Annotated in this window: 23 protein-coding genes and 1 tRNA gene; 13 read left to right on the top strand and 11 right to left on the bottom strand. The window is 66.8% G+C overall.

Annotated elements, in window-relative coordinates; all coding sequences use genetic code 11:
* Positions 1 to 241: 241 nt before the first annotated feature.
* On the top strand, positions 242 to 1297 hold the full coding sequence (locus tag HNP48_RS21745; RefSeq protein WP_184860961.1) for an AraC family transcriptional regulator: 1056 nt from the start codon (positions 242 to 244) through the stop codon (positions 1295 to 1297).
* A gap of 178 nt (positions 1298 to 1475) precedes the next feature.
* Here the strand turns inward: HNP48_RS21745 and HNP48_RS21750 are convergent, their stop codons facing one another.
* Positions 1476 to 2198: a LuxR family transcriptional regulator gene (locus tag HNP48_RS21750; protein ID WP_184860963.1), complete on the bottom strand. Its 723-nt coding sequence runs from the start codon at positions 2196 to 2198 to the stop codon at positions 1476 to 1478.
* Positions 2199 to 2224: 26 nt separating this feature from the next.
* Between HNP48_RS21750 and HNP48_RS21755 the strand changes: the two genes are divergently transcribed.
* From HNP48_RS21755 to HNP48_RS21775, 5 genes are all read left to right on the top strand, one after another.
* Positions 2225 to 2629 carry a DUF4902 domain-containing protein gene (locus HNP48_RS21755; protein WP_184860965.1) on the top strand — a complete coding sequence of 135 codons (405 nt, stop codon included), beginning with the start codon at positions 2225 to 2227 and terminating at the stop codon, positions 2627 to 2629.
* Between the two features lie 145 nt (positions 2630 to 2774).
* Positions 2775 to 3356 carry an acyl-homoserine-lactone synthase gene (locus tag HNP48_RS21760; protein WP_184860967.1) on the top strand — a complete coding sequence of 194 codons (582 nt, stop codon included), beginning with the start codon at positions 2775 to 2777 and terminating at the stop codon, positions 3354 to 3356.
* A gap of 148 nt (positions 3357 to 3504) precedes the next feature.
* On the top strand, positions 3505 to 7104 hold the full coding sequence (locus HNP48_RS21765; RefSeq protein ID WP_184860969.1) for a hypothetical protein: 3600 nt from the start codon (positions 3505 to 3507) through the stop codon (positions 7102 to 7104).
* A gap of 55 nt (positions 7105 to 7159) precedes the next feature.
* Positions 7160 to 8281, top strand: a complete 1122-nt coding sequence (locus HNP48_RS21770; RefSeq protein WP_184860971.1) for a hypothetical protein — start codon at positions 7160 to 7162, stop codon at positions 8279 to 8281.
* A gap of 50 nt (positions 8282 to 8331) precedes the next feature.
* The gene (locus HNP48_RS21775; protein WP_184860973.1) at positions 8332 to 9387 is read left to right on the top strand and encodes a hypothetical protein; all 1056 of its coding nucleotides are present in this window, start codon (positions 8332 to 8334) and stop codon (positions 9385 to 9387) included.
* 16 nt (positions 9388 to 9403) lie between these two features.
* Here HNP48_RS21775 and HNP48_RS21780 read toward each other — a convergent pair whose 3' ends face one another.
* The 10 genes from HNP48_RS21780 to HNP48_RS21825 all read right to left on the bottom strand — a co-directional run bounded on the left by HNP48_RS21780 (position 9404) and on the right by HNP48_RS21825 (position 18646).
* Positions 9404 to 10474 (bottom strand): CDP-6-deoxy-delta-3,4-glucoseen reductase, encoded by a 1071-nt coding sequence (locus HNP48_RS21780; protein WP_260420326.1) that lies wholly within the window; start codon positions 10472 to 10474, stop codon positions 9404 to 9406.
* A gap of 17 nt (positions 10475 to 10491) precedes the next feature.
* Complete coding sequence (locus tag HNP48_RS21785; protein ID WP_184860975.1) at positions 10492 to 11211, bottom strand: ABC transporter ATP-binding protein; 720 nt, start codon at positions 11209 to 11211, stop codon at positions 10492 to 10494.
* On the bottom strand, positions 11208 to 11966 hold the full coding sequence (locus HNP48_RS21790) for an ABC transporter ATP-binding protein (RefSeq protein ID WP_184860977.1): 759 nt from the start codon (positions 11964 to 11966) through the stop codon (positions 11208 to 11210). Before HNP48_RS21790 ends, HNP48_RS21785 begins: the two co-directional genes overlap by 4 nt.
* Positions 11963 to 12928: a branched-chain amino acid ABC transporter permease gene (locus tag HNP48_RS21795; RefSeq protein WP_184861240.1), complete on the bottom strand. Its 966-nt coding sequence runs from the start codon at positions 12926 to 12928 to the stop codon at positions 11963 to 11965. Before HNP48_RS21795 ends, HNP48_RS21790 begins: the two co-directional genes overlap by 4 nt.
* 26 nt (positions 12929 to 12954) lie before the next feature.
* Positions 12955 to 13875, bottom strand: coding sequence for a branched-chain amino acid ABC transporter permease (locus HNP48_RS21800; RefSeq protein WP_184860979.1), 921 nt, complete (start codon positions 13873 to 13875; stop codon positions 12955 to 12957).
* 201 nt (positions 13876 to 14076) lie between these two features.
* Positions 14077 to 15282 carry an ABC transporter substrate-binding protein gene (locus HNP48_RS21805; protein ID WP_184860981.1) on the bottom strand — a complete coding sequence of 402 codons (1206 nt, stop codon included), beginning with the start codon at positions 15280 to 15282 and terminating at the stop codon, positions 14077 to 14079.
* Positions 15283 to 15341: 59 nt separating this feature from the next.
* Positions 15342 to 15689, bottom strand: coding sequence for an anthranilate 1,2-dioxygenase ferredoxin subunit AndAb (gene andAb, locus HNP48_RS21810; protein WP_184860983.1), 348 nt, complete (start codon positions 15687 to 15689; stop codon positions 15342 to 15344).
* 11 nt (positions 15690 to 15700) lie between these two features.
* Complete coding sequence (gene andAd / locus HNP48_RS21815) at positions 15701 to 16219, bottom strand: anthranilate 1,2-dioxygenase small subunit AndAd (protein WP_184860985.1); 519 nt, start codon at positions 16217 to 16219, stop codon at positions 15701 to 15703.
* Between the two features lie 13 nt (positions 16220 to 16232).
* A complete protein-coding gene (gene andAc / locus HNP48_RS21820; protein ID WP_184860995.1) occupies positions 16233 to 17513 on the bottom strand; it encodes an anthranilate 1,2-dioxygenase large subunit AndAc in 1281 nt (426 codons plus the stop codon).
* Positions 17514 to 17629: 116 nt separating this feature from the next.
* Positions 17630 to 18646, bottom strand: a complete 1017-nt coding sequence (locus HNP48_RS21825) for an AraC family transcriptional regulator (protein ID WP_184860997.1) — start codon at positions 18644 to 18646, stop codon at positions 17630 to 17632.
* Between the two features lie 183 nt (positions 18647 to 18829).
* On the opposite strand from HNP48_RS21825, the gene HNP48_RS21830 reads away from it, so the two are divergent.
* From HNP48_RS21830 to HNP48_RS21860, 7 genes are all read left to right on the top strand, one after another.
* The gene (locus tag HNP48_RS21830; protein WP_184860999.1) at positions 18830 to 19753 is read left to right on the top strand and encodes an alpha/beta fold hydrolase; all 924 of its coding nucleotides are present in this window, start codon (positions 18830 to 18832) and stop codon (positions 19751 to 19753) included.
* 246 nt (positions 19754 to 19999) lie between these two features.
* A protein-coding gene (gene prfB, locus HNP48_RS21835; RefSeq protein ID WP_184861001.1) for a peptide chain release factor 2 occupies positions 20000 to 21104 on the top strand; the annotation gives its coding sequence in 2 pieces (ribosomal slippage) (positions 20000 to 20080 and positions 20082 to 21104; 1104 coding nt in all).
* 85 nt (positions 21105 to 21189) lie between these two features.
* A complete protein-coding gene (locus tag HNP48_RS21840; protein ID WP_184861003.1) occupies positions 21190 to 21867 on the top strand; it encodes an HAD family phosphatase in 678 nt (225 codons plus the stop codon).
* Positions 21851 to 24565, top strand: a complete 2715-nt coding sequence (gene pepN / locus HNP48_RS21845; protein WP_184861004.1) for an aminopeptidase N — start codon at positions 21851 to 21853, stop codon at positions 24563 to 24565. The genes HNP48_RS21840 and pepN overlap by 17 nt, the downstream gene beginning before the upstream one ends.
* Before the next feature lie 16 nt (positions 24566 to 24581).
* Complete coding sequence (locus HNP48_RS21850) at positions 24582 to 25424, top strand: tetratricopeptide repeat protein (protein WP_184861007.1); 843 nt, start codon at positions 24582 to 24584, stop codon at positions 25422 to 25424.
* A 32-nt stretch (positions 25425 to 25456) separates the two neighbouring features.
* Entirely contained in the window at positions 25457 to 26464 is a 1008-nt protein-coding gene (locus HNP48_RS21855; RefSeq protein WP_184861009.1) for a class 1 fructose-bisphosphatase, read from the top strand.
* A gap of 12 nt (positions 26465 to 26476) precedes the next feature.
* A tRNA-Thr gene (locus HNP48_RS21860) sits at positions 26477 to 26552 on the top strand.
* Positions 26553 to 26704: the final 152 nt, after the last annotated feature.

Here is a 26704-nt window from a genome sequence, read left to right on the forward strand (position 1 = left end):
CCTGTAGTGCCTTGAACATGCTGCGGTGCAGCAGCGGTAACACGCCGTCACATCCGCGCCTGAACACCCCGGTGCTAACGCTCTTGCGCTCCGCGCGGGGCTGGCACAAGAATAGGAAAGCCGCCCGTGCATCCGCATCCCGAAAGCGCAGGGCGTATCCCGCAAACGCATGTTTTCGCGCCCCGCCGTGGCGTGTTTCGTGCTTGCCCCAGAAGAACCCACATTCCACCGGCCGAACCGCATGCCCACCGCCCAGCAGAGCATCAGCAGCAGTGACGCGCACCCGCTACCGCTGGCGCACTACCGCCTGTTCGACAGCCATGACCTGGACGAGGCGCGCGAGTTCGTGGGCCGGGTGTTCTGCCCGCACGAGCTGGCCACGCTGCGCCCGGGTGCACAGCTCGATGCCTGCCACCACAGCGTGCCCCTGCACCGCGACGCCAGCCTGAACTACGTGCAATACGGCCCGGCGGTGCGCATCGAGCCCGGGTACCTGGGCCGTTTCTACCTGCTGCAGATACCGTTGCGCGGTGGCTCCACGGTGCGCTGCGGCGGCCAGGTGCTGGAGTCGCATGCGCTCATGGCCTCCCTGCCCTCGCCCACCGAGCCGCTGTCCATGCGCTGGCACGACGACAGCCCGCAGTTCATCGTCAAGATCGAGCGCGACGCCCTGCACCAGCGCCTGTCGGCCCTGCTGCAGGCGCCCGTGCAGCAGCCGCTGGTGTTCAACCTCGGCGTGGACCTGGCCCAACCGGCACTCATGGGCATGGCCAGCTTCATTGCCTACCTGCGCTCGGCGGTCGAGACCCATGCCTTCCTGCTGGGCCACCCGGTACTGGCCGAGCAGGCCGAGAGCCATCTGCTCACCAGCCTGCTGCTGTCCACCCGGCACAACTACTCGACCGCCCTGGCTGCGGGCACGGCCGCGCCTGGCTCCGCCCCGGTGGTGCTGCCACGCGCAGTCAAGCGCGCACAGGAGTTCATGCACAGCCGGCTGGAGCTGCCCATCACCCTGGCCGAGGTGTGCACGCACGTGGGCGTCAGTGCCCGCGCACTGCAGCAGAGCTTTGCACAGTGCACAGGCAAGAGCCCCATGGCCTTTCTGCGCGAAATGCGGCTCGACGCCGTGCGCGTGGCGCTGCTGCAGCCCACAACGGCGGAGCGCGCGCCCCAGGTGTCGGACATCGCGGCCCGCTACGGCTTCTTGCACCTGGGCCACTTCGCCGAGGGCTACCGCAAGCGCTTTGGGGAAACGCCATCCGAGACGCGAATGGGCAACCGCCAACCCCGCCACTGAAGCCCCACCTGACGGCTGCCCCGCAGCGCCCCGTGGGAATCTGCGCGGCAAAAGACGCCTCCTAGCAGGACGAGGCCATGGGGCGTCCTATCACTCTTGGGAGTGCATCACCCGCGGGAACCTGCCCACAATGGTCTGGCGAACCGGCACTTCACCTCCCGGGCTGCCCGGGGGGAGTTCAGTTCACCAGCCCCATCGCGACCCCCACCGCAATGGCCTGGGTCTTGTTGGCCACGTTGAACTTGCGCACCATATTGTTCAGATGAAACACTGCTGTTGCCTCGGAGATCTGCAGGATCATCCCCACCTCGGCCGCCGTCTTGCCCTTGGCCGTCCAGGCCAGGCACTCCCGCTCGCGGGCCGTGAGCTTCGGATCGACCTTGCTCAGCAGCCCCGGAACAATGAGCCGGTTCATGACGAAATGGGCGCAACTGGCGAGCACCTGCGCGCAGGCCCTGACATGCTCGAGCACCCGCGTGTCCTGCTCGATGGGCTGGTCGCGCGCGAGGCTGAACATGCTCTTGCTTCCGGCAAAGTCGTGCACCGGTATGCTCATGCCAAAACCTATGCCATGGGCCCTGGCATCCTCCCACAGATCCCGGCTCTGCGCCGGGTACATCGCTTCGGACCAGAGCAGGGGCGTTGCCTGGGTCTTGCAGTGGCTCACCGTCGGATCCTTCCACGCATACTCCTTTTCCGCGTAGATGCGGCGCCATGCCAGGGGATAGCCGCTGCTCACGTGCTGCATGGGCTTGAGCAGGGGGCGCGAGACCTCGATGCCCAGCATGAAGTGGTCAAAACCCAGGGCTGTGGCTGACTTGCGGACCCGGTCCAGAAGCGATTGCTCCGAGTCCGCAGCCATGATGGCCGCGACGTCTTCCAGGGATGGCGTTGATGACATAGAAGCTCCAAGCGAGAGAGGATGCTATGACCAACCATTCGTCGGGTTCAAGAAATTTTTGGCACCATCGGCGGGTGCCTTTTCCGTTGCCGGCGGGCCCCCAGGCACACTCCCCGGACGGCTACCTGCGGCTGTGCGCGAACGAACTCGCAGCGCTCGACTGGGTGCTGGCTTATCTGGCCGAGGACCCGCGCATGGACGGCATGCGCTGCGGCGCAGCCGAATGGTGCGCCTTCAAGGACGGCCAGGTGTTCTCGCTCGGATGGGACTGGTTCCAGGTCGACAACCAGGGCGCCCGCATTGATGTCCATGCGGGGATCCGCACCAATATCCAGATCAGGGATCGGCAGGGCTACGACCTGCCCATGCCCGCCTCGCAAAGGCACCTGGTGGGCGCCATCTGCCGGCTTCCGTGGCAGCCGGTACCCTGAGCCCGGCGAGGGGCCCTGCCCCCGCGCAAGCCACCGCCCCTCCAACTTTTGATAGTACCGCCCAGCCCTCAGTGTTGGTGAAATTCCCCCACGCCAACGACGAGGGGAAATCGTGCACTCAGTTCAGACCCACCGGCTGCAAAGCATGTCGTCCGCAGATGCAGAAGGCATGTTCCGACTGCGCTACGACACCTTCCATACGCGCCTGGGCTGGGATGTCGCCACGCATGACGGCATGGAACGCGATGGCTTCGACGGAACGTCGGCCGTCTACATCCTCGGCAAAACACCGGAGCACCGGGTGGACGCCTGTTGGCGCTTACTGCCCACCGTGGGCTCCTACATGCTCAGGGACACCTTTCCCGAGCTCCTGCATGGCCAGGCGGCTCCCCAGGCGCTGGACACCTGGGAACTGAGCCGGTTCGCCCTCGCCACGGAGCGGATCGCCACCAGCGCAGAAGGCTTCGGGCCGCTGTCCGTCTCGCTGATGGCCGAGGCTGCACGGTTTGCGATGGCGCACGGCATCAGCCGCTATGTGACCGTGACCACCCTGCCCATCGAGCGCCTGCTCAAACGGCAAGGGTTGCACATCCACCGCTTCGGGCCACCGGTTCGCATCGGCATCGCGATGGCCGTCGCATGCATTGTCGAGGTGGATGACACCACGCTGCAGGCCGTCAACGTCGAACGCCCGCTCGCCAGGCAGCCCGCACCCGCGCTGTCCTGAGAACTGGGCCCGGACACGGCAAGCCGCACCCGACAGCCCCGCCCGCGCATCACCGAGCGCGAATCGCGCCCCCCGCACTGCAGGCCGCAACCATCGCATCCAGAGACAGGCCGGCCTGCCCACCACCACACCACCAGGAGCACGCACCATGTCCGAAACCCCCAAGCCGCTTCCCGCGGCCATCGCAGCCAGCCTCCCCGCCTTCGCCGCCCTGTCCGGCGGACAGGGGGGGCCGCATCTGAACACCGAGACCAAGTTCATGCAGCAGTACCGCATCGCCGCGGCCGCGCACGGCGGCGGCGACATCGTTGCACTGCGCAATGGCCGTGGCCAGGTCGAGACCTTCACCGTAGGGACCGACGGTACCGTCTGGAACTTCTACCCCGACACCAACAGCGACACGGGCTACAGCAGCGTCAGCACCGGCCTGGCAGCCAAGTGGGTGGTGGCAGGGCTCAATGCCGCCGGCAGGATCGTGCTGTTCGCAGCCAACAACCTGGTGCTGAACTATGTGGTCGAGACCGGCCAGGCCGGCGCCAACCGCTGGGGCAGCGTGATGACGGCACAGCTGTCCCTGCCATCGACCGCCCTTGCCATCTCCGGCCTGTACGCACAACAGATCGGCGGACGCCTGTACGTGGGTGCACTCACCCGGTTCCAGAGCGCCAGCCCGGGCAATTCGTATGCGCTGGCCTATGCCCTGTGGGACGACCAGCCTGGCGTTTTCAGGTCCACCTCGGTCAACCTGTCCACGCTGAACTGCGTGTGGTCCGGCTCGGCGGCATCGACCGCAGAATTCACCGTGCTGGACACGGTGTACCTCGGATTCAACGTATCCACACAGACCATAAGGCGCTACCCGTTTGCGGCCACGTTCAAATCCCTGGCGGTGACAAGCAGCCTGGACAGCAGCGGCAACAACCGGTATTTCGCCATCCTCGCTGACGGCAACCTGTACCAGATGGTGGGCACCACCGTCTTCAGCTGGGCCCAGATCACCCAGGGCATGGGCTACCGCGACGTGCAGAGCGCGCTGTCGAGCGCCCAGGAGATCCAGCTGTTCACGCTGGACACTGGCGGGCGCCTCTTCCACTTCCAGCCCAGCCAGGTTACCGGCAAGGGCTGGACGGACGCCATGGTGATCGACTCGGGCGTGGCCCTGATGGGTGTGGCCCAGCAGAACCAGGGCAACCTCGAAGTCTTCACCGTGGGAACGGCACAGGCCACCCTGCGCCACTTGATCAACCAGCAGCAAAGCGGCAACTGGCAGATCAGCAACCTGGAGGTTCCGACCTCGGGGCAGGTGGAGGAGTTCATCTCCTATTCGACCGATCTCATGGTGTACGACGCCGCAGGCGCGCCACTGCCCAATGCCCCCATCCAGGTATGGGCGGCGACACAGACGCAGATCACGGTCAATGGGGCTTCGTACACCATCGATGCCAGCACCCCCGCCAACCTCACCTGCTCCAGTTCCGGAACCCTGAGCATCACCCAGGGCACCGGCATCCTGGGCATCCCGGCGCTGCAGATCAACATCGTCAACCAGATGCCTTCGGGCCAGGGCATCGCCCTGGAGCAGTATGCCGGCGTCCAGGCGCGGCTGGAGACCGTCACCGGAGACGATCTCATGAACGCCAAGACGGCCGACGGCAGCTACCTGCTGCAGGACCCATACCGCACCGTCGCACAGACCGACAGCCTGGCCACCGCCTTCAACCAGTGCATGGCCCTGGCCAGCAACCCGGCGGTGGCCCGCGACACCCGGCACGCCATGCTGGGGACCAGGCCCAAGCGCGGCGTGAGCTGCGTGGCCAGCGATGCCACCCATGGGCTCAACCGCATCAAGGCGCCCACGCAGGCGACCCACTGGCAGCTGGACTTTCGCAGCGGCCAGCCGCAGTACCGCGAACTGAGTGCCGTGGAGGCCCACCAGCTGCTGCTGGAGAAACGGGCTTCCCATGTGGCGGCCGGCCAGTCCGTGGGCGGCTTGTTCGACTGGATAGGCAGCATCGGCGACTTCGTGAGCGGCGTGGTCGACGGCATCATTTCCGTGGTCGATACCGTCATCACGACCGTCGGCAACGCCGTGAATGCGGCGATCTCGTTCGTGGTGAACGGGGTGACCTACCTGTTCGAGACCGTGGTGGAGTTCATCGAACAGGCATTCGATCTGGTCGAGGTGTTCTTTGCACAGGTGAAGGTGGTCTTCACCCAGATCTTCGAGTGGCTCGGGTTCATCTTCTCCTGGCAGGACATCCTGCGCACGCACGATGCGCTGTCCTACACGATGGCGCAGTTCCTGGGCTTTCTGCCGGGGGCCGTGGCCGGCATCCAGCGCCTGTTCGACCAGGGCATCGCCACGGCGCGCAACGAACTGGCCGCGATATTCGACCAGTTGGTGGCCAGCGTGGGGGGCACGGCATCGCTGGGCGGCTACACCAACACCCAGACCCCCAACGAGCCGGTCTATTCGTCGGGCAACGCCAACAACCTGGTGCTCAACGCCACCTTGGAAAATTCCTCGGCTTCGCGCCAGATCAGCACCGTGCTGCCGCCCAATGCCAGCCCCTGGGACATCCTCACCCAGCAGATAGCAACGTGGACGACCACCGTCCAGGATGACCCGGCCTTCACGGCAGCCCTGGGCTACATGCAGAACCTGGGCGGCAACCCCGACCAGATCTTCTCGCAGCTGCTGTCGGCGCTGCTGCGCGTAGCGCAGGGCCTGGCCAATGCCATGCTCGCCGGCGTGCAGGCCATCGTCGACGGACTGCTGCAGCTCGTCCAAAGCTTCCTGACCACCTTGCAGCAGGAGTTCACGGCAGAGTGGAACATTCCCTTCGTCACCCAGTTCTACGCCTGGCTGACCAATGGCTCGGCACTCTCGCTGGCCGACCTGTCGTCGCTGATCCTCGCCATTCCATCGACGATCATCTACAAGGCCATGTACGGGGCAGCCCCATTCCCGGACCAGGCGAGCGTAGACCAGTTCAAGGCCTCGTTCAGCGCACAGACCATGCTGACCAACTCGGGCCTGGCCCAGGGCACGCAGGCCGGCAAGAAGAAAGCCGCCATCGAGGCACCGGCGCCCGCCGTCCCTCTGTCGGCCGAGGCGCTCAATGCCGCGCAGGTGCTGCTTGGCGTGTCCGCAACGGTATCGGGCTTCGCCTACGGCTTCCTGTCGGCCGCCATGGACGTCAAGCCCACCACCGGCGCTGGAGCGGTCGACCCGGTGGTGAAGGTGCTGACCAAGTTCGCCCTGGGCGCGGAGATCTACGCGCAGGCAGCCTACTGCCCGTGGATCTACAGCGCGGGCGCGCCCAACTGTTCCACGGCGGACGGTGCCGGCAAGTGGGTCTGGATCTACACCTGCCTGGGCGTGGTGCTCGACTGCGGCTATGCCGTGTACGAGGGCGCATTCCCCGAGAACGACGACACCCTGCCCGGCCTCGTGGTAGCCACGGTGTACGGCGTCGGGCACGCCATCGTCACCGGAGTCACCTTCAGCGAACTGAGCGGTCTCTCGCGGGCCGCCAACATCGTCCAGTGCATCCCCGAGGTGTGCAAGCTGCTCAAGCTGCCCGCGGTCGAGACGGCCACATACGGCGCATCCCTGGTGGTGGTTGCCGCGGAAGACGCACTGTGCATCACCGCCGCCGGCGTGATCTCGTTTGCCGACCTGCTGGCGTCTTCCAACGCATCCCCACGCCCCATCGCGGGAGCCGTTGCGGCCCTGCAAGGCTGATCCCCCCAACCCGTCGGCCACCGGTTTCCCAACCCTCCCCATCAAGGAGTCCATCATGTTGATCCGCGTTCCCAGAAGCAACACCCTTGTCAGCCGCGGCCCCGTGGGCCTGCCGGCCTCGCGCATGGCACAGGCTGCCAGCCAGTTCAATGGCGTCTACCTGCGCCCCAACTCCAGCAATGCGGGCAGCGTTCCGGCCACGGGCCCGTACTCGGCATCGCCCGACATCTGGCTCGCAGGCACCACCCCCATCGCCAACTACCAGCAGGCCCTGGCCACGGACAGCAGCTACGCCACCTCGTCCAGCAACAACATCTACTCGGGCCAGACCAACCTGATCTACGTGCGTGGCAAAAACGGCGCCACGGTCAACAAGACCAACACCGTCCAGCTGTACTACGCGCCCTCGGGCATCATCAACGCACCCTCCCAATGGAAGAACAACGTCATCAAGACGGACATGGGGCAGGCGCAGGGCAACATCATCAATCTGGCGCCCAACACCATCGGCGTCTGCGACGCGACCTTCGTCTGGACCAACGTGACGCCTCCGCCGCCGGGGAGTGACCACTACTGCCTGTTCGCGCAGTTCAATGACGCCAACAACAGCAATCCTTTCCCGAGCGTGGACACCGCATTGGACATGGGCTCGCTGATCATGAACAACCTGGGCTGGGGTTGGCGCAATACCTCCATGATCGCAGCCACGCCGACATGGCAGTACACCGAGCCTCTGACCATTCCGGCGGACTACCCCACCACCAACGCCTACTCCATCTTCATCGCACCCACCGGCTATGTCGGCTGGGACGCGGAGTTCTATGCCAGCCGCTCCGACTCGTCGGGCAACCCCATCAAGCTGGGCCGTACCAAGGTGACGCAGGATGGCGTGCTGCTGGGGGTGAGCAGCGCCGTCCTCGAACCGGGTTACCAGGCGCTGATGACCGTGAACATGTACAGCCCCAACGGCAGCCCCCCACCCGCAGGTGCACGCGTGCCGATGTCGGTCAACTACGTGGCCTCCACCCCCCCGCAGCTGCGGGAGGCCATCGCCAGAAACCTGATCGACACCGAGTTCATGCTGCGCCTGCGCCGCTACTGCCCAGAGGCGTTCGACATCGGACCGCAGGCCTGGATCATCCAGGGCACCTACAACTGGGAAACCATCCGGCGATAAGCCGACCCCGGTCCGCCGCATTCCTTTCATCGTCCAGCAGGAGAAATTTCATGACCACAGGATTCGCCAACCAGGCTGCGCCTGCACAGGCCAGCACCGCGTCGACCTTCAATGGGTTCTATTTCCGGGACAACCTCGCCTCCCTCGGAACGGTCCCGGCCGTCAGCCCCTTCAACCAGTGCCCTGACATCATCCAGAGCAGCGTGCCCGTGTCCAACCCGGGCGTGACCTTCAGCACCATCGACAGCTGGCAGCAGGCCTACCCGACCGAGCCCACACCGGGGCAGAACTACTACTACCTGCGCGGCCTCAACGGGGCGCTGGAGGCATTCGATGGCAGCGTGCAGCTGTACTGGACGCCCTCCCAGCTCATCCTCTTTCCATCGAGCTGGAAGAACAACCCGTTGAGCACCCTGAACGGCCGGGAGGAGGTCAGCATGCAGGCCGATGTGGGGCACATCGGCGTGGGCGCCCAGCCCTTCGGCCTCAACACCGCCTCCCAGCGCCTGCCCAACGCCAACTCTTTCTACGCCTTCGTCGCGCAGAACACGGCCAGCGCCATACCGACCATCAGCAGCTGGCTGGAGATGTCGCAATTGCTGACGCAGCAGCTCGGGTTCGGCTTTCGCAACATGGTGGCGTTCGATCCCGTCGCGGGCCCCATGCTCTACCGGCTGGGCTTCGACATCCCGATGAGCGTAGGAGAGTCGGCCACTTTGCAGATCAGTGTGTCCGTCCAGGGCATTCCGGCGGGCGACACCATCGGCCTGATCACCGACTGCTATACGCCGGAGATGAAATCCATCGCCCTGCTTCCCACAAAAACCAATGGCAACGGCTTTGTGGCAGGCATCCAGGTGGACGTGGACCCAGGCTTCAACGCCTCCATCGCCATCCAGTACTGGAACACCTCCGGCAAAGTGCCTGCTGCGGGCAGCCAAATCACCGTAACGGCCAACTACCTTATTCCCCAGGACAAGTTCGAAAAGGCACTGACGCTGGGCGTGCTGGACTCACGCTATGCCCAAGCCGCCACCGGCGACGGCATCGGTCCGCAGCAGGTGGCCCCGGTGGGCTCCGTCACATTCGTGACCACACAAACCTGACCGGGCGAAGGCCGGGTCAGCCGGGCTGCGCCACAAACGCGTCGGCAAAGAACGCCGCGGCCCGCATGCCCGCGCGGGCCGCAAAATCGCGCCGCGCGGCCTCCACCATGGCCGGAGCGCCGCAGGCATACACCTCGTGCTGCGACAGGTCCGCATGGTCCTGCAGCACGGCTTCGTGCACCCAGCCGGTGCGGCCGGCCCAGCCGTCGGATGCGGGCGCGTCGGACAGCACGGGCACGTAGGCCAGGCGGCCCGCCAGCGCCTGCGCCCATTCCAGGCACAGGGCATGCTGGTACAGGTCCTCGCGCTTGCGGCCGCCCCAGTACAGGTGCACAGGGCGCTGGCTGCCGGTGGCCAGCAGTTGCTCGACCAGGGCCTTGATGGGCGCAAAGCCGGTGCCGCTGGCCAGCAGGATGGCCGGCGCGGTGGACGCCCCATCGTGCATGCCGAAGGTACCGAACGGCCCCTCGATGCGCAAAACGTCGCGCGCCTTGAGCCTGCCGAATACCTGGCCGGTGAACAGCCCGCCCGGCAGGTGGCGGATGTGCAACTCCAACTGCTCCTGCCCCTCGCGGGCCGGCGTGGCCAGCGAATAGCTGCGCCGGCGGTTGCCGGGCAGCAGCACGTCCACGTACTGGCCGGCTGCATAGTGCAGGCGCTGGCCCGGCGGGGGCTGCAGCAACACGCGCATGACATCGGGCGCAAGACGCTCCAGGGCCGTCACGCGCACCGGCAGCTTGCGCACGGCGATGCCGGGGATGTGCGGGATCTCTGCGCATTCGATGCGCAGGTCGCTGGTGGCCTGCGTGCAGCACAAAAGGTGCATGCCCTGCCCCGCCTCCTCTGCTGAAAGCGCCGCAGGCTGCGCACCTGGCAGGCAGGCTGCCTCACCATCGACCACCCGGGCACGGCAGGCGCCGCAGGTGCCGGTCTTGCACTGGTGGGGCAGCAGGATGCCCTGGCGCAGGGCGGCATCGAGCACGCTTTCGCCCGCGTGGCTGGTGAAGGACTTGCCGGAGGGCAACAGGGTGATGGCGCACGCGGGCGCTTCGGCCACGGCTACGCCGGCCTCTTCGGTCATCTGCATGGAAACCCTTTGGAGGCTTAGACGGTGAGGTAGCGCGACCACAGGCTGCGGTCGGCATTGAGCGCGGCAGAGTCGCCCTGCCAGACCACGCGCCCGCGCTCCAGGATCACGTGGCGGTCGGCCAGGCCCACCAGGCGGTGCACGTACTTGTCCACCACCAGGATGGTCTGGCCGGCGGCCTTGAGCGTGGCCAGGCAGCGCCAGATCTCCTCGCGGATCACAGGGGCCAGGCCTTCGGTGGCCTCGTCCAGGATGAGCAGGCGCGGGTTGGTCGACAGCGCCCGGCCGATCGCCAGCATCTGCTGCTCGCCACCCGAGAGCTGGTTGCCCAGGTTGTTCTGCCGCTCCCTGAGGCGCGGGAACACGCCGTAGATGCGCTCGATGTCCCAGGCATCGCGCAGGCCGTTGCGGTGGTCGGCAAAGGCCTGCAGATGCTCGCGCACCGTGAGGTTGGGGAACACGTGGCGCCCCTCGGGCACGATGGCCAGGCCCAGGCGGGCGATGGCGTCGCTCTTGAGGCGGTCGGTGGCCTGGCCCGCAAAGCGGATGCCTCCCGCCGTGGGGCGCAGCGCCCCCACCAGCGTCTTGATGGTGGTGCTCTTGCCCATGCCGTTGCGGCCCAGCAGGGACACCACCTCACCGGCCCCGATCTGCAGGTCGATGCCGAACAGCACCTGGCTCACGCCGTAGCCGGCCTCAAGGCCCTGGCAGCTCAGCAATGGCTCGGGCGCGCTCATGGGGTGGTCTCCAGGGTTTCGTTGCCCAGGTACACCGCCTGCACCTCGGGGTTGTTGCGGATCTCGTCGGGCGTGCCCGCCGTGAGCACACGGCCATAGACCAGCACCGAGATGCGGTCGGCCAGGCGGAACACGGCCTCCATGTCGTGCTCGATCAGCAGCACGGCCATGTCCTGGCGCAGAGTCTCGATGAGCTGCACCATGTGCTGCGACTCATCGGGCCCCATGCCGGCCATGGGCTCGTCCAGCAGCAGCAGCTTGGGCCCGGAGGCCAGCGCCAGCGCCACATCCAGCGTGCGCTGCGCGCCGTGCGGCAGGGCGCCGGCGATCTCGCCGAGCTGGCCCTGCAGCCCCACGCGCTCGGCCAGGCGGTTGGCGGCCTCGTACAGGCCGCACTCGTGCGAGCGCGGCTTCAGGAAGCGGAAACTCGATCCGCTGTGCGCCTGCACGGCCAGCAGCAGGTTGTCGCGCACGCTCTGTTTGGGGAAGATGCGCGTGACCTGGAAGCAGCGCGACAGCCCCTGCGCCACACGGCGGTGCATGGGCAGCGCCGTGATGTCGGCGCCATCGAGCAGCACACGCCCCTCGTCCGGCGCCAGCAGGCCCGAGATCTGGTTGACCAGCGTGGTCTTGCCCGCGCCGTTGGGGCCGATCAGGGCATGCACCTCGCCATGCGCCACCGACAGGCTCACATGGTCCGTGGCCAGCAGGCCGCCGAAGCGCTTGACCAGGCCTTGCACTTGGAAGAGGCTCATGGCTTGCTCCTTGCGCGCAGGTCCGCCAGAGCGGCCAGGCCCTTGGGCGCATACAGCGCGGTGGCGATCAGCAGCACGCCCAGCGGCATGTGCCAGTAGTCGGTGTGCAGCTTGAGCGCCTCTTCCAGCGCCAGCCACACGGCCGCGCCCAGCGGGCCGCCCCAGCGCCGGCCCAGGCCGCCGATGACGACCATCACGATCAGCGTGGCCGATTGCGTCCAGTGCATCATCGACGGGCTCACGAAGCTGTTGCCCGTGGCCAGCAGCGCACCGGCCAGGCCGGCAACGGCGCCGGCCAAGGTGAAGGCCGCCAACTGCAGCAGGTACACCGGGTAGCCCAGGGCGCGCATGCGCGTCTCGTTGTCGCGGATGCCTGCCAACGCCGCGCCAAAGCGCGAGGCCGTGGCCCGGTCCAGCCACCACAGCACCATTGCCACCAGGGCCAGCACCACCCAGTACAGCGTGGGCTCGTGCATCGCATCCAGGCCCAGCCCCAGCGCGGGCCGCATGGGCAGGGTGTAGCCGTCATCGCCGCCATAGCTGCGCAGCGAGACGAACACGAAGTACAGCATCTGCGCAAACGCCAGCGTGATCATGATGAAGTACACGCCCTGGGTGCGCAGCGAGATGGCCCCCACCAAAGCGGCCACCACCGCGGCAGCCACCGCGGCGGCACCCCACACGACCCAGGCCGATGTGGCGCCGGCATCGCTGAGCACCACCACGGCGTAGGCGCCCACGCCCACAAAACCCGCGTGCCCCAGCGCCACCATGCCGCCAAAGCCCATGATGAAGTTCAGGCTGGCGGCAGCCAGCGCTACCACCAGCACCCGGCGCACAAAGCCTACATAGAAATCCAGGCCCAGGGCGGGCGCGACCAGGGGAAATACCGCCAGCGCAGCCAATAGCACCAGTGGCAGCAATGCACCGCGCCAACGCGGTACGACCGTGCCTGCCGGCATAGACGAAATCAAGGAAGCGGACATGCTCAGGCCTTGGCAGAAAACAGCCCCGCAGGGCGAAAGCTCAGTACAGCGGCCATCAGGGCGTACATGGCCACCTCGGCGAACAACGGGCCCAGGTCGGCCGCAACGGAGGGCGGCAGCGTGGCGCGCAGCAAGATCGGCAGGAAGGCCCGGCCAATCGTGTCCACCAGCCCCACGAGCAAGGCCGCCACGAAGGCGCCGCGCACCGAGCCGATGCCGCCGATGACGATGACCACCAGCGCCGGGATCAGGATGGATTCGCCCATGCCCACCTGCACAGCCATGATGGGCCCCATGAGCGCACCGGCCAGGGCCGCCAGCGCCGCGCCCAGCACGAAGATGCCGCAGAACACGCGCTTGACGCGCACGCCCATGAGTTCGGCCATCCACCGGTCCGAGGCACCGGCCCGCACCAGCATGCCCACCTGGCTGTGGTTGACCAGCAGGTACAACAGCCCCGCCACCGCCACGCCCGCCACCAGCACCACCAGCCGGTACGAGGGGTACGGCAGGCCTGCGAACAGCTCCACCGGGCCCGCGAGCAGGGCCGGCGTGGGCGCCATCACGGGCGAGGGGCCCCAGGCCATCTTCACCGCATCGTCGGCCACCAGGATCACGCCGAAGGTGGCCAGCACTTGGGCCAGGTGGTCGCGGCCGTAGAGGCGGCGCATCAGCGTCACCTCCAGCAAGGCGGCCACGAACACGGTGGCGGCGATCGCCACCAGCACCGCCCCCGCGAAGGAGCCGCTGTGCACGTGCACCGTGGCAGCCACATAGGCGCCCACCATGAACAGCGAGCCGTGCGAGAGGTTCATCACGTCCATGATCCCGAAGACGAGCGTGAGGCCGGCCGCGATCAGGAAGAGCATGAGCCCGTAGCCCGCTCCGTTGAGCAATTGCTCGATGACGAGGATCCAGTTCATGGGGTCAATGGCTCCACGGGCATCGTTTCCGCATCGCGTCAGTTATCGAAAGCGTCTGCATATCCTCAGTCCTTTGAATTAGCGCGGCCTATGCCAGGGCCGCCGCGCAAGGGCCGCCCCGCCGCGCTGGCGGCGTCCCCCTTCCCGAATGGCACAGCCATTCGAGAGAAGGGGGAAGGCGCAAAGCGCCTCAGGGGGATGTCACTTGAGAGGACACTGGGCAGAGAAGGCGTCGCCGTAGTTCTCCAGCACCGTCTTGATGGTCTTGTTGGTCACGCGGCCCTCGGCGTTCTTGCCGATGGTGCGCAGGTAGAAGTTCTGCACGGGATAGTGGTTGTTGGCATAGCGGAAGCTGCCGCGCACCGAGGGGAACTGCGCCTTGGCCAGCGCCTTGGCCAGCGCCTCGCGGTCGGCCACCTTGCCGCCCACGGCCTTGACGGCCGAGTCCATGGCGGTGACCACATCGAAGGCCTGCGCCGCGTAGATGGACGGATAACGCCCGCCGTATTCCTTGCGGAAGGCGGCCACGAAGGCCTTGTTGGCGGCGTTGTCCAGGTCATGCGCCCAGTGCGAGGTGTTGAACAGGCCCAGCATGGGCTCGCCCACCGCGCCGATGATGTCCTCGTCGGCCGAGAAGCCGCTGGTCACCAGCATGATGTCCTTGGACAGGCCGGCCCCCACGAACTGCTTGATGAAGTTGATGCCCATGGCACCGGGCAGAAAGAAGTACACCGCCTCGGGCTTGGCGGCACGCAGTTGCGCCAGCTCGGTCGCGTAGTCGAGCTGGCCGACCTTGGTGTAGACCTCGTCGACCACCGTGCCCTTGAACTTGCGCTTGAAGCCGGTCAGGCCGTCTTTGCCCGCGGGGTAGTTGGGGGCGATCAGCACCATGCGGCCAAAGCCGCGGTCGGCCGCGAACTGGCCGGCGGCCTCGTGGTACTGGTCGTTCTGGTAGGCCGTGCCGAAGAAGTAGGCATTGCACTGCGCGCCGGCCAACTGGCTCGGGCCCGCGTTGTTCGACAGGTAGGGCACCTTGGCCGCGAACAGCGTGGGCGCGACGGCCAGCGCCACGTTGGAGGCGATGGGGCCGGTGAACAGGTCGATCTTCTCGCGCTGCACGAAGCGGTCCACCAGCTGCTTGGCCTGGTCGGGGCTGCCGGCCATGTCGGTCTGGAGGAATTCGACGGGCTGGCCACCGAGCTTGCCACCCAGTTGTTTGATGGCCAGATTGAAGCCGTCGCGCGCATCGGCGCCAGGGCCCGAGAAAGGCCCCGAGATGTCGAGCGCCATGCCCACCTTGATGGGACCCTGCTGCGCCAGGGCCGTGAAGCTGGCGCAGGCCGCCAGGGTGGCCAGTGCGGCTGCGCCGATCCGGTGGCGAAGCGAGGTGCGGGAGAGTTGTGCCATCGTCAATCCTTATCCATCAACAAAAAGAAAAGAGAACCAGGGGCGGTGCCAGCAGGGCGTCAGAGCCCGACCTCGACACGCCCCGCCACCACGCGCACCGGGAACGTGCGCACCGCTTCGGTGACGGGCGCCTTGCAAGGCGCCCCCGTGCGGATGTCGAAGGTGCCCTGATGCAAGGGGCATTCCACACAGCCGTCCTCGACCCAGCCGTCGGACAATTTGGCGGCACCATGGGTGCACAGGTCGTAGAGGGCGAAGAGGCCCTCCCCGTCGCGGAACACCGCCACGGGCAGGCCGTCCACCACCACGGGCCACACGGCGCCGTCGGGAAAGTCCTCGGGCTCGCCCACGTCGTGCCAGGCGGCTACCGAGCCCTGCTCCAGTGCGTTGTCGGTCGTTGTCTGCATGGTGCGGGTCCTCAGATGGGGGTGGCGAGCAAGGTGGCCACGCGCGAGGTGTCGTACACCACGCGCTTGCTGCGGTAGCGCCACTCGCCCTGGTGCTGCACCACCTCGTCGAGGTAGGTGCCGGCCTGGTAGACGCTGGACTCGCCGGCCGCGCCGGTGATCACCACCACATAGCTCGACTGGGTGTGCACCACGCCGTCCTTGATGGCCGTGATCACCAGACCCGAGGTGCCGTGGCGGTACACATGGTCTTCGTAGATGTTGGCATTGCGCAGCGACAGCACGCGGTCGCGCAGCATGCCGGCATTGCGGCAGTACATGATGGGCGCGGGAAAGCCCGCGTCGAAATTCTCCTTGGGGATGATCTCGTAGCGGCCCTCTTCGACGAAGAAGCCGGGCCACTCTTCGAGCCGGTTGTTGTCCAGCGCGCTCACGTAGCGGTGCTGCAGCTCCAGCAGTTCGGTCCACAGCTGCAGGCGCTCCTGGCGGCTGATCTCGATGGGGGCTGTGGGGGTGGTCATCGTGGTCATGGCGTGCAGTCCTTCAGTAGCCCATCAGTCCCTGGTAGCCCACCCAGAAGCGGCGGATCAGGTTCTCGGTGATCACGGTGTCCATCTGCTCGGGCGCCTCGCGCGCCATGGCGATGTAGGAATGCTTGTCGCCGTCGCGCACGGTGCCGCGCTGCACCAGCTCGGTGGCCTCGGTGTCTTCCATCGAGATGTAGCCCGCCGGCCCCACCAGGTTGGCCTGCAGCAGGCGCAGCTCGCGCAGCTCGGGCGTGTCGTCGGCATAGCCGAAGAAATGGAACACCAGCTCGAAGTTGTTCGGCCCCTTGGGCAGCAGCTGGCGCGCCACCAGCGTGTTGTGGATCTGCTGCACCACCAGTTGTGGAAAGATCGGCTGGATGTGGTTGGTGGTCATCTCGTCGAACTCCTTGATCTGGCCGAGCAAGGTGGGTTCTTCGAGCGTGAAGCCCTCGTCCATGGAGCGGATGTTCTGCGCGCTGTAGGCGGCGGCGGTGTCCGTCTCCACCTCGGGCTTGGTCACGGTGATGATGCTGTGCAGGCCGTGCGTCGCGTCGGGAATGGAGCGCGCCTTCATCCCCACGCGGAAGATGTTGAAGGTGGTGTGGAACAGGTGCAGCAGGCTGGCGTGGTAGGGGTCCTTCACGTTCTCGAAGTACAGCTTCCAGTTCGACTTGGAGTACTGGCGCGTGCAGCCCAGGTAGACGATGGGCTTGTGGAAGATGCGGTCGATCCAGGGGCGCATCTGCTCGCCCAGGTACTCGGGCAGCGGCGGCGTGTCGTCGCTGAAGGTGGCGAACAGCAGGCCCTTGTAGCTGTCCACGCGCAGCTTCTGCAGGCCGTGTTCCTCGGTCTTGAAGTCCTTGGGCATGCCGACCATGCCCTTTTGCCCGCGGCGGAACGGCACGCCCTGCAGGTCGCCGTTGGCGGCAAAGCTCCACTGGTGGTACACGCAGGTGTGGCTGGCGGCGTTGCCGCGCTTTTCGCGGCACACCATGGCGCCGCGGTGCGCGCAGCGGTTGACCCAGCAGGCCAGGCCCTCGGCCGTGCGCGTGACCACCACCGGCGTGTCGCCGACAAAGGTGGACTTGAAATCACCCACGTTCGGGATCTCGGCCTCCAGCCCCAGGAAGTTCCAGACCGGGCCACGGAAGATGCGCTCCTGCTCGCGGTCGTAGACCTCCTGCGAACTGAACACCCGGTAGGGCACGTTGGAGCCATCGGGCTGCGGAAAGAAGACCTGGCGCTGGGCCTTGAGCGAGGCAGGTGGCGCAACGGCGACGACGGGGATTTCAGACATGGGCAACACCTCTTCGATTGGGTTGCCTCCATGCTAGAAATCAACGCCCTGCCCCGCTATCCACTATCGGCAACCGGGTGCCTCGGGCCTGTCCGGTTCTTGCAAATCTGCTCAGTTCAGTTGACGGCGGTCTGGCTCGGCAGCTCGCCAAAGCGCTCGCGGTAGTAGCTGGAAAAACGCCCCAGGTGGCCAAAGCCGAACTCCAGCGCCGCATCGGTCACGCAGTGGCCGGGGCGCTCCATGAGGCGCGCGCGCACGGCATCGAGCCGCATATTGCGCAGCAGGGCCATGGGCGATGCGCCGTGGTGGCGCTGGCACAGCGCATTGAGGCCGCGCACGCTGACACCGGCGACACGCGCCAGATCTTCCAGCGCGACGGGGGCGCACAGGCGGCTGCGCATGTAGGCGTCGAGCCGGTCGAGCCGGCCCATGTCGCCTTGCGGGGCCTGCGCGGCGCTGCAGGCATCCCCATCCAGCCAGGGCAGCCGCGGCGCAGCCGGCACGGGCACGCTCTGCGCGCACGAGGCCAGGAACAGCGCCACATTGCTCTCCATGTGGTCCACCCAGCGCGCATGCGCCGTGCTTTCCACCGCCTGCTGGCTCACGTGCAGCAGCGACTGCATGAGAAAGTGCCATTGCTGGCCCTGCCCCGCACTCAGCGGCAGCAGCGGGTGCACGAAGGTCGATTCACCCACCAGTGATTCGGGCGCCCAGGCACGCAACAGGCTGCAGGGCACCTTGAGGATGAGCTGGCGCGCGCCCTGCTGCCAGTGCATGTGCAGGTTGTGGCGCGGTGCAATCAGCGCGGCGGCACCGGCCGGCAGGCGCACGGGCACGCCATCGGACACCAGTTGCGCCGTGCCCGCGAGCGACAGGTGCACCAGCACGAAGTCGTCGAAGGGGCGCGGGCGGATCTCCACCTCCGCACCGTATTGCAGCATGAACAGCTGCAACTGGCGCACCCGCACCTTGGACAGCGCCGTGGCCACCGGCCCACCGCACCATTTGAGCCCATGGTCCGAGAACTCGCGCGCCACCAGCTCATGGGAGTCCACCCGGAGGTCCGACGTGAAGACCGGGCGCTGCTGCAGCGCCGACAGATCCAGGGACAGGGCGGACGATAGGGGAACCATCGGACAGAGACCTCGCGTGGGAAGGAGCGCAGCACGCATCAGGGCGCGCCGCTTTGATGTGCATCAATCTCAGCAATTTCCATACCCATGCGCCGGCAGGCGCCCATGCGACACCCCCACGGCCACGCGCAGCGGGCTGCCGACGTACCATCGGAGCAACTTACCGCCCCCCTTTTCGCTCCCATGTATTCCACCGTCCGCCCCTCGCGCAGCGAGTTCGTCCCCATCCGCACCCTGAGCTACCACGTCCGCCACTGGGGCGAGGCCTCGCCCGACAAGGCCAGCACCCCGCTGGTCCTGGTGCATGGCTGGATGGATGTCGCTGCCTCCTACCAGTTCGTGGTGGACGCGTTCTCGGCCGCCTTCGCCCAAGGCCGCCACATCATTGCCCCCGACTGGCGGGGCTTTGGCCTGAGCAAATTGCCCGCGCCCTGCGACCACTACACCTTCCCCGACTACCTGGCCGACCTGGACCTGCTCCTGGATCACTACGTGGGCGACCAGCCCGTGGACCTGGTGGGCCACAGCATGGGCGGCAACATCGCCATGATGTACGCGGGCGTACGGCCCGGGCGCATCCGCCGGCTGGTCAACCTGGAGGGCTTCGGCATGCCGGCCACCAAACCCGAACAGGCCCCCAAACGCTATGCGCAGTGGATCGACGAGATCAAGCAGTTGGAAAAGGGCGAAATGGCCCTCAAGGCCTACGACAGCGTGGCCGGTGTGGCCCAGCGCCTCATGAAGACCAACCCGCGCCTGTCGCAGGACAAGGCCGACTGGCTGGCCCAGCACTGGGCCGAGCCCAATGCCCAGGGCCGCTGGGAGATTCTGGGCGATCCGGCGCACAAGATCACCAGCTCGCAGCTGTACCGGCTGGATGAGGCCCTGGCCCTGTACGCGCAGATCGAAGCCCCGGTGCTGGCCGTGGAAGCCAGCGACGACAGCCTGGGCCTGTGGTGGAAGGGCCGCTATGCCCTGCCCGAGTACCACCAGCGCCTGACCCATGTGCGTCACTGCCGCACGGCCGTGGTGCAGGATGCAGCCCACATGCTGCACCACGACCAGCCGGCCGCCGTGGCCAGGCTGATCGAAGAACACCTGTCCTGAGAACGTTCTGAGGACCCGGTTTTCACAGGCACAAGGGGCTTTCGGGAGCCCCTGCCCGGTCCGTGAGAAAATGGTTGATTCGGAAGATGCCGAACCCGCGTTCGCGCTGCCTCATGGGGCCTTGTGCTGGCGCGGCAGGCAACGCCGCCAGCCGGCTTGCCAGGGCCTTGCCCCCGCCTTGCGCGAGGCACCCAAGCTGCATCGACCACCCTACAGAACCGAACAACCATACGACAGGACACCATCATGGACGCAGAACGCATCAACCTCATCGGCACCACCCTCGACGACCTGGCTCTGCGCACGGCAGAGTTACGGAGGTATCTTTGACTTCGATGCCAAGTTCGAACGCCTGAGAACCGTCAACGCCTCGCTGGAAGATCCGGCAGTCTGGAACGACCCGAAGAAGGCCCAGGAGTTGGGCAAGGAACAGAAATCCCTGTCCAGCGTGGTCGTCACGCTGGACAAGCTCACCCGTGAGCTGGCCGACAACGCCGAGCTGTACGAGATGAGCAAGGAGGAAGGCGATGAGCCCGGCCTCATGACCATCGAGGCCGAGACCGCCAAGCTGCGCCCGCTGATCGAGGAGCTGGAGTTCCGCCGCATGTTCAGCAACGAGGCCGACCCGCTCAACTGCTTCGTGGACATCCAGGCCGGCGCCGGCGGCACCGAGGCCTGCGACTGGGCCAGCATGCTGCTGCGCCAGTACCTCAAGTACGCTGAGCGCAAGGGCTTCAAGACCACGGTGGAAGACGAAACCCCCGGCGACGTGGCCGGCATCAAGAGCGCCACGATCAAGATCGAGGGCGAGTACGCCTTCGGCCTGCTGCGCACCGAGACCGGCGTGCACCGCCTGGTGCGCAAGAGCCCGTTCGACAGCTCGGGCGGCCGCCACACCTCGTTCGCCTCGCTGTTCGTCTACCCCGAGATCGACGACTCCATCGAGATCAACATCAACCCGGCCGACGTGCGCACCGACACCTTCCGCGCATCGGGCGCGGGTGGCCAGCACATCAACAAGACCGACTCGGCCGTGCGCCTCACGCACATCCCGACCGGCATCGTGGTGCAGTGCCAGGATGGCCGCAGCCAGCACAGCAACCGCGACGTGGCCTGGCAGCGCCTGCGCAGCCGGCTGTACGACTTCGAGATGCGCAAGCGCATGGAAGAGCAGCAAAAGCTCGAGGACACCAAGACCGACGTGGGCTGGGGCCACCAGATCCGCAGCTACGTGCTGGACAACAGCCGCATCAAGGACCTGCGCACCGGCGTGGAAATCTCGGCCACGCAGAAGGTGCTGGACGGCGACCTGGACGCGTTCATCGAAGCCTCGCTCAAGCAGGGCGTGTGATGAACCATCGCCACGCTGCAGCAGCCGCCGCCATCACCGCCACGTTCGAGCGAACCAGCTCCCCCTGCCACCGCGGGGGCCGCGCATGATCCCGGTCGAAGCCTTCATCTTCGACATGGACGGCACCATGATCGACTCCATGCCCTGGCACGCCAAGGCATGGGTCGAGTTCACGCGCCGCCGCGGCATGGCCATCGACGTGCCCGACCTCATGGCGCGCACCACGGGCCGCACCGGCACCGAGTGCATCCGCGAGCTGCTGCAGCGCGAGGTGGAACAGGCCGAGGCCGACGCGCTCACGCGCGAGAAGGAAGACATCTACCGCGAGCTGTTTGGCCCCTCGTTCGCCGAGGTGGCGGGCTTTCGCACCTTTGCGGCCCATGCCTCGGTGCAGGGCTACAAGCTGGCGGTGGGCACGGCGGGCGACATCCACAACGTGGCGTTTGCCATGGCGCGCCTGTCCATGGAGCCCGAGCCCCTGACCATCGTGCGCGGCGACGAGGGCCTGCCGGGCAAGCCGCAGCCGGCCATCTTCCTGGAGGCGGCACGCCGCATCGGCGTGGCCCCCGAGCGCTGCGTCGTCTTCGAGGACGCGCCCTTCGGCATCGAGGCCGCGCGCCGCGCCGGCATGCATGCCGTGGCCGTGTGCAGCACCCACAGCGCGCAGGAACTCGCCGGCCCGCACGTGCTGGCGGCCGTGCGCGACTACAACGAACTCATGAACACCGACTTTCTGGAGCGCATCCATGTTGCCATCGCATAACGCCGACGCCAGCGGAGCGGGCCCGGCCGCCGCCATCCGCCGCGAGGACTACACCGCCCCCGCCTACTGGATCGACAGCGTCGAGCTGACTTTCGACCTGGACCCGGCCAAGACGCGTGTGCTCAACCGCATGACGCTGCGCCGCAACCCGGACGTGGCCGAGCTGCCGCTCAAGCTCGACGGCGAGGACCTGAACCTGGCGCGCGTGCTGGTCAACGGCCAGGGCACCTCGTTCAAGATGGAAGGCACCCGCCTGGTGCTGGAGAACCTGCCCACGGGCACCGATGCCTTCGCGCTCGAGATCTTCACCACCTGCTGCCCCGCCAAGAACACGCACCTGATGGGCCTGTACGTGAGCCAGGGCACCTTCTTCACGCAGTGCGAGGCCGAGGGTTTCCGCCGCATCACCTACTTCCTGGACCGCCCGGACGTGATGGCCAGCTACACCGTCACGCTGCGCGCCAACAAGGCCCAGTACCCGGTGCTGCTGTCCAACGGCAACCTGGTGGAAAGCGGTGACCTCGATGAAGGCCGCCACTTCGCCAAGTGGGTGGACCCGCACAAGAAGCCCTGCTACCTGTTCGCCCTGGTGGCGGGCAAGCTGGTGGCGCGCGAGCAGAAGATCCGCGCCCGCGCCGGCACCGACCACCTGCTGCAGGTCTACGTGCGCCCCGGTGACCTGGGCAAGACCGAGCACGCCATGAACTCACTGATGGCCAGCGTGGCCTGGGATGAGGCGCGCTTCGGCCTGCCGCTGGACCTGGAGCGCTTCATGATCGTCGCCACCAGCGACTTCAACATGGGCGCCATGGAGAACAAGGGCCTGAACATCTTCAACACGAAGTACGTTCTGGCCAGCGAGGCGACCGCCACCGACGTGGACTTCGCCAACATCGAGAGCGTGGTCGGCCACGAGTACTTCCACAACTGGACCGGCAACCGCGTGACCTGCCGCGACTGGTTCCAGCTGAGCCTGAAGGAAGGTCTCACCGTCTTCCGCGACCAGGAGTTCAGCCAGGACCTGGCGGGCAGCCCCTCGGCCCGCGCCGTCAAGCGCATCGAGGACGTGCGCGTGCTGCGCACCGCCCAGTTCCCCGAAGATGCCGGCCCCATGGCCCACCCGGTGCGGCCCGACAGCTACATCGAGATCAACAACTTCTACACCGTCACCATCTACGAAAAGGGTGCCGAGGTGGTGCGCATGATGCACACCCTGGTGGGCCGCGAAGGCTTTGCCAAGGGCATGAAGCTGTATTTCGAGCGCCACGACGGCCAGGCCGTCACCTGCGACGAATTCGCCCAGGCCATTGCCGACGCCAACCCCGAGAGCGACCTGGCGCGCCTGCTGCCCCAGTTCAAGCGCTGGTACAGCCAGGCCGGCACGCCGCGCGTGAAAGCCACGGGCAGCTACGACGCCGCCGCCCGCAGCTACACGCTGACGCTGTCGCAAAGCTGTGCACCCACGCCGGGCCAGAGCGAGAAGCTGCCCTTTGTGATCCCGGTCAACCTGGGCCTGCTCACGCACGAAGGTGCCGCCCTGCCCTTGCAGCTGCAGGGCGAGGCTGCCGCCGGTGCACCATCGCGCACCGTGGTGCTGACCGAAGCCTCGCAGACCCTGGTGTTCACGGGCCTGGATGCCGCGCCCGTGCCCTCGCTGCTGCGCGACTTCAGCGCCCCCGTGGTGCTGGACATCGACTACAGCGACGAGCAATTGCTCACCCTGCTGGCCAACGACCCCGACGCCTTCAACCGCTGGGAGGCCGGCCAGCGCCTGGCGCTGCGCACCGCCATCGCGGCCATCCAGGGCGGCGCGCCTGCCAGCAGCGACATCCTGCCTGCGGCCGTGGTGGACGCACTGCGCGGCGTGCTGCGCAACCCGGCACTCGACGCAGCCTTCAAGGAACTGGTGCTGACCCTGCCGTCCGAGACCTACATCGCCGAGCAGCTCGACGTGGTGGACCCGCAGCGCATCCACGCGGTGCGCGAGGCCATGCGCGAACAGCTGGCCCTGGCGCTCAAGGCCGACTGGGAATGGGCCTGGGAGCAGAACCAGGACACCGGCGGCTACAGCCCCGACCCGGTCTCCTCCGGCCGCCGCTCGCTCAGCGGCATGGCGCTGCACATGCTGTGCATCGCCGCCCAGCGTATGGGCGATGAAGTCTGGCCCGGCAAGGCCTACCAGCGCTTCAAGGTGGCCAGCAACATGACGGACCGCTTCAACGCGCTCACCGCCCTGGTGGCCAGCGGCAGTGTGCATGCGGCGCCGGCGCTGGCGCGCTTCCATGCACTGTTCAAGGACGAGCCCCTGGTCATCGACAAGTGGTTCGCCCTGCAGGCCGGCGCGCCCGACAAGGGCGGCAACGTGCTGCCCGCCGTGCGCCAGCTGATGCAGCACCCGGACTTCAGCCTCAAGAACCCGAACCGCGCACGCAGTGTGATCTTCAGCTACTGCAGCGCCAACCCGGGCGCCTTCCACCGCACCGACGCCGCAGGCTATGTGTTCTGGAGCGACCGCGTGATCGAGCTCGACGCCATCAACCCGCAGGTCGCCGCCCGCCTGGCGCGCGCGCTGGACCGCTGGAAGAAGCTGGCCGACCCCTGGCGCACGGCCGCCCGCGAGGCGATTGCCCGCGTGGCCACGCGCCCGGACCTGAGCAACGACGTGCGCGAGGTGGTCACCCGCGCGCTGGCAGACTGACGACAAGCGAAACACCATGGCATTCACCGATTCCGCGCAGGAGTTCGCGCGGCGCTTCAACCAGCTGCTCGACACGGTGTACGACGCCGACGCCATGTTCAGCGGCTCGGCCATGTCGGCCGACCTGGCCGCCCTGCGCCCGCTGGCCGAAAGCCTGGGCGCCGAGTCGCCCGAGCTGGCGCAGCTGCTGTGGCTGCAGTTCGTGGTGTATTCCAAGCGCCAGATGGACGACGAGGGCCTGCCCCTGGGGCTGCGCGCCCTGGCCATCCGCTCGGTGCTGGGCGACCTCAGCACAGCGGAGCGCTGCCAGAAGCACTACGCCATCGGCGAGTCGGCCCTGCAGTCCGAAGAGTACGACACCGCCATCGAGCACCTGCGCCAGTCGGCCCACTGGGCCGACCAGGAGGGTGCCACGCTGAGCGCCGACCAGAAGCTGGGCATCCGCGAAGAGATCGGCTATGCCCTGCACGAGGCCGGCCGCTTTGCCGAGGCCCTGGCGCACAACCAGCAGCTGCTGGCCGATGCGCGGCAGGTCTTTGGTTCCGATACCGACCAGCGCCTCGCCGGCCTCGTCAACAACCTCGCACAGAACGCCTACGAACTGGGCGAGCATGCCCAGGCCCAGGGCTATCTGCAGCAGCGGCTGGCACTGGGCCAGGCGCTGAAGGACGACGGCATCGTGCTGGACACGCTGTTCCAGCAAGGCGTGCTGGCCCACGAGACCGGCGACGGCGCCCTGGCGCGCAGCCTGCTCACGCAGCGGGTGGCCATCGCCCGCGCCAGCGGCGACCAGGATCTGCTGGAAGAAGCCGAGGCCACGCTGGCCGAGCTGGCCGAGCGCGAACAGCAATCCAAGTAATTCACCAAACCCAAGCCAAGGACGATCCACCGATGAGCTCCCGCATCTCCCTTACCCGCTACCTGGTCGAGCAGCAGCGCATCGACGGGCACATCCCCTCGCAACTGCGCCTGCTGCTCGAAGTGGTGGCCCGCTCGTGCAAGAGCATCAGCCAGGCCGTCAACAAGGGCGCGCTCGGCGGCGTGCTCGGCTCGGCATCGAGCGAAAACGTGCAGGGCGAGATCCAGAAGAAGCTGGACATCATCGCCAACGAAGTGCTGATCGAAGCCAACGAATGGGGCGGCCACCTGGCCGCCATGGCCTCGGAAGAAATGGACGGCATCTACCTGGTGCCCAACCGCTACCCGCAGGGCGAGTACCTGCTGCTGTTCGATCCCCTCGATGGCTCCAGCAACATCGACGTGAACGTGAGCATCGGCACCATCTTCAGCGTGCTCAAGAAGCCCGATGACGACCGCGGCGTGGAGGCCGGTGACTTCCTGCAGCCCGGCACGGCGCAGGTGGCCGCGGGCTATTGCATCTACGGCCCGCAGACCACGCTGGTGCTGACCGTGGGCGATGGTGTGGCCATGTTCACGCTGGACCGCGAGCAAGGCTCCTTCGTGCTCACCGAAGAGAACGTGCGCATTCCCGAGGACACCAAGGAATTCGCCATCAACATGAGCAACATGCGCCACTGGGATGAGCCCGTGAAGCGCTACATCGACGAATGCCTGCAGGGCAAGGAAGGCCCGCGCGGCAAGGACTTCAACATGCGCTGGATCGCCAGCATGGTGGCCGACGTGCACCGCATCCTCACGCGCGGCGGCATCTTCATGTACCCCTGGGACAAGCGCGAACCCAACAAGCCCGGCAAGCTGCGCCTGATGTACGAAGCCAACCCCATGTCCTGGCTCATCGAGCAGGCCGGCGGCGCCGCGACCAACGGCAAGCAGCGCATCATGGACATCCAGCCCACGCAGTTGCACGAACGCGTCAGTGTGATTCTTGGATCAAAAAATGAGGTGGAACGCGTGACAAGCTACCATTCCACGCTATAATCTAAGTCTTACGCCGGTGTAGCTCAGTCGGTAGAGCAGCTCATTCGTAATGAGAAGGTCGGGTGTTCGATTCATCTCTCCGGCACCAAATGAAAAGCCCCTGATTCGCAAGAGTCAGGGGCTTTTTTCATGCCTGCGCGCCCTTCCACAAGCCGCCATGCAGCCCATCGAAACCGCAGCAGAGAAAGCACCCGTACTGCAAACGTCAACAAACATTGCAGCCGGCCTTGGCAGGCCATT

Origin of the sequence: Acidovorax soli (assembly GCF_014207955.1) — a bacterium.
Taxonomy (GTDB): domain Bacteria; phylum Pseudomonadota; class Gammaproteobacteria; order Burkholderiales; family Burkholderiaceae_C; genus Acidovorax; species Acidovorax soli_A.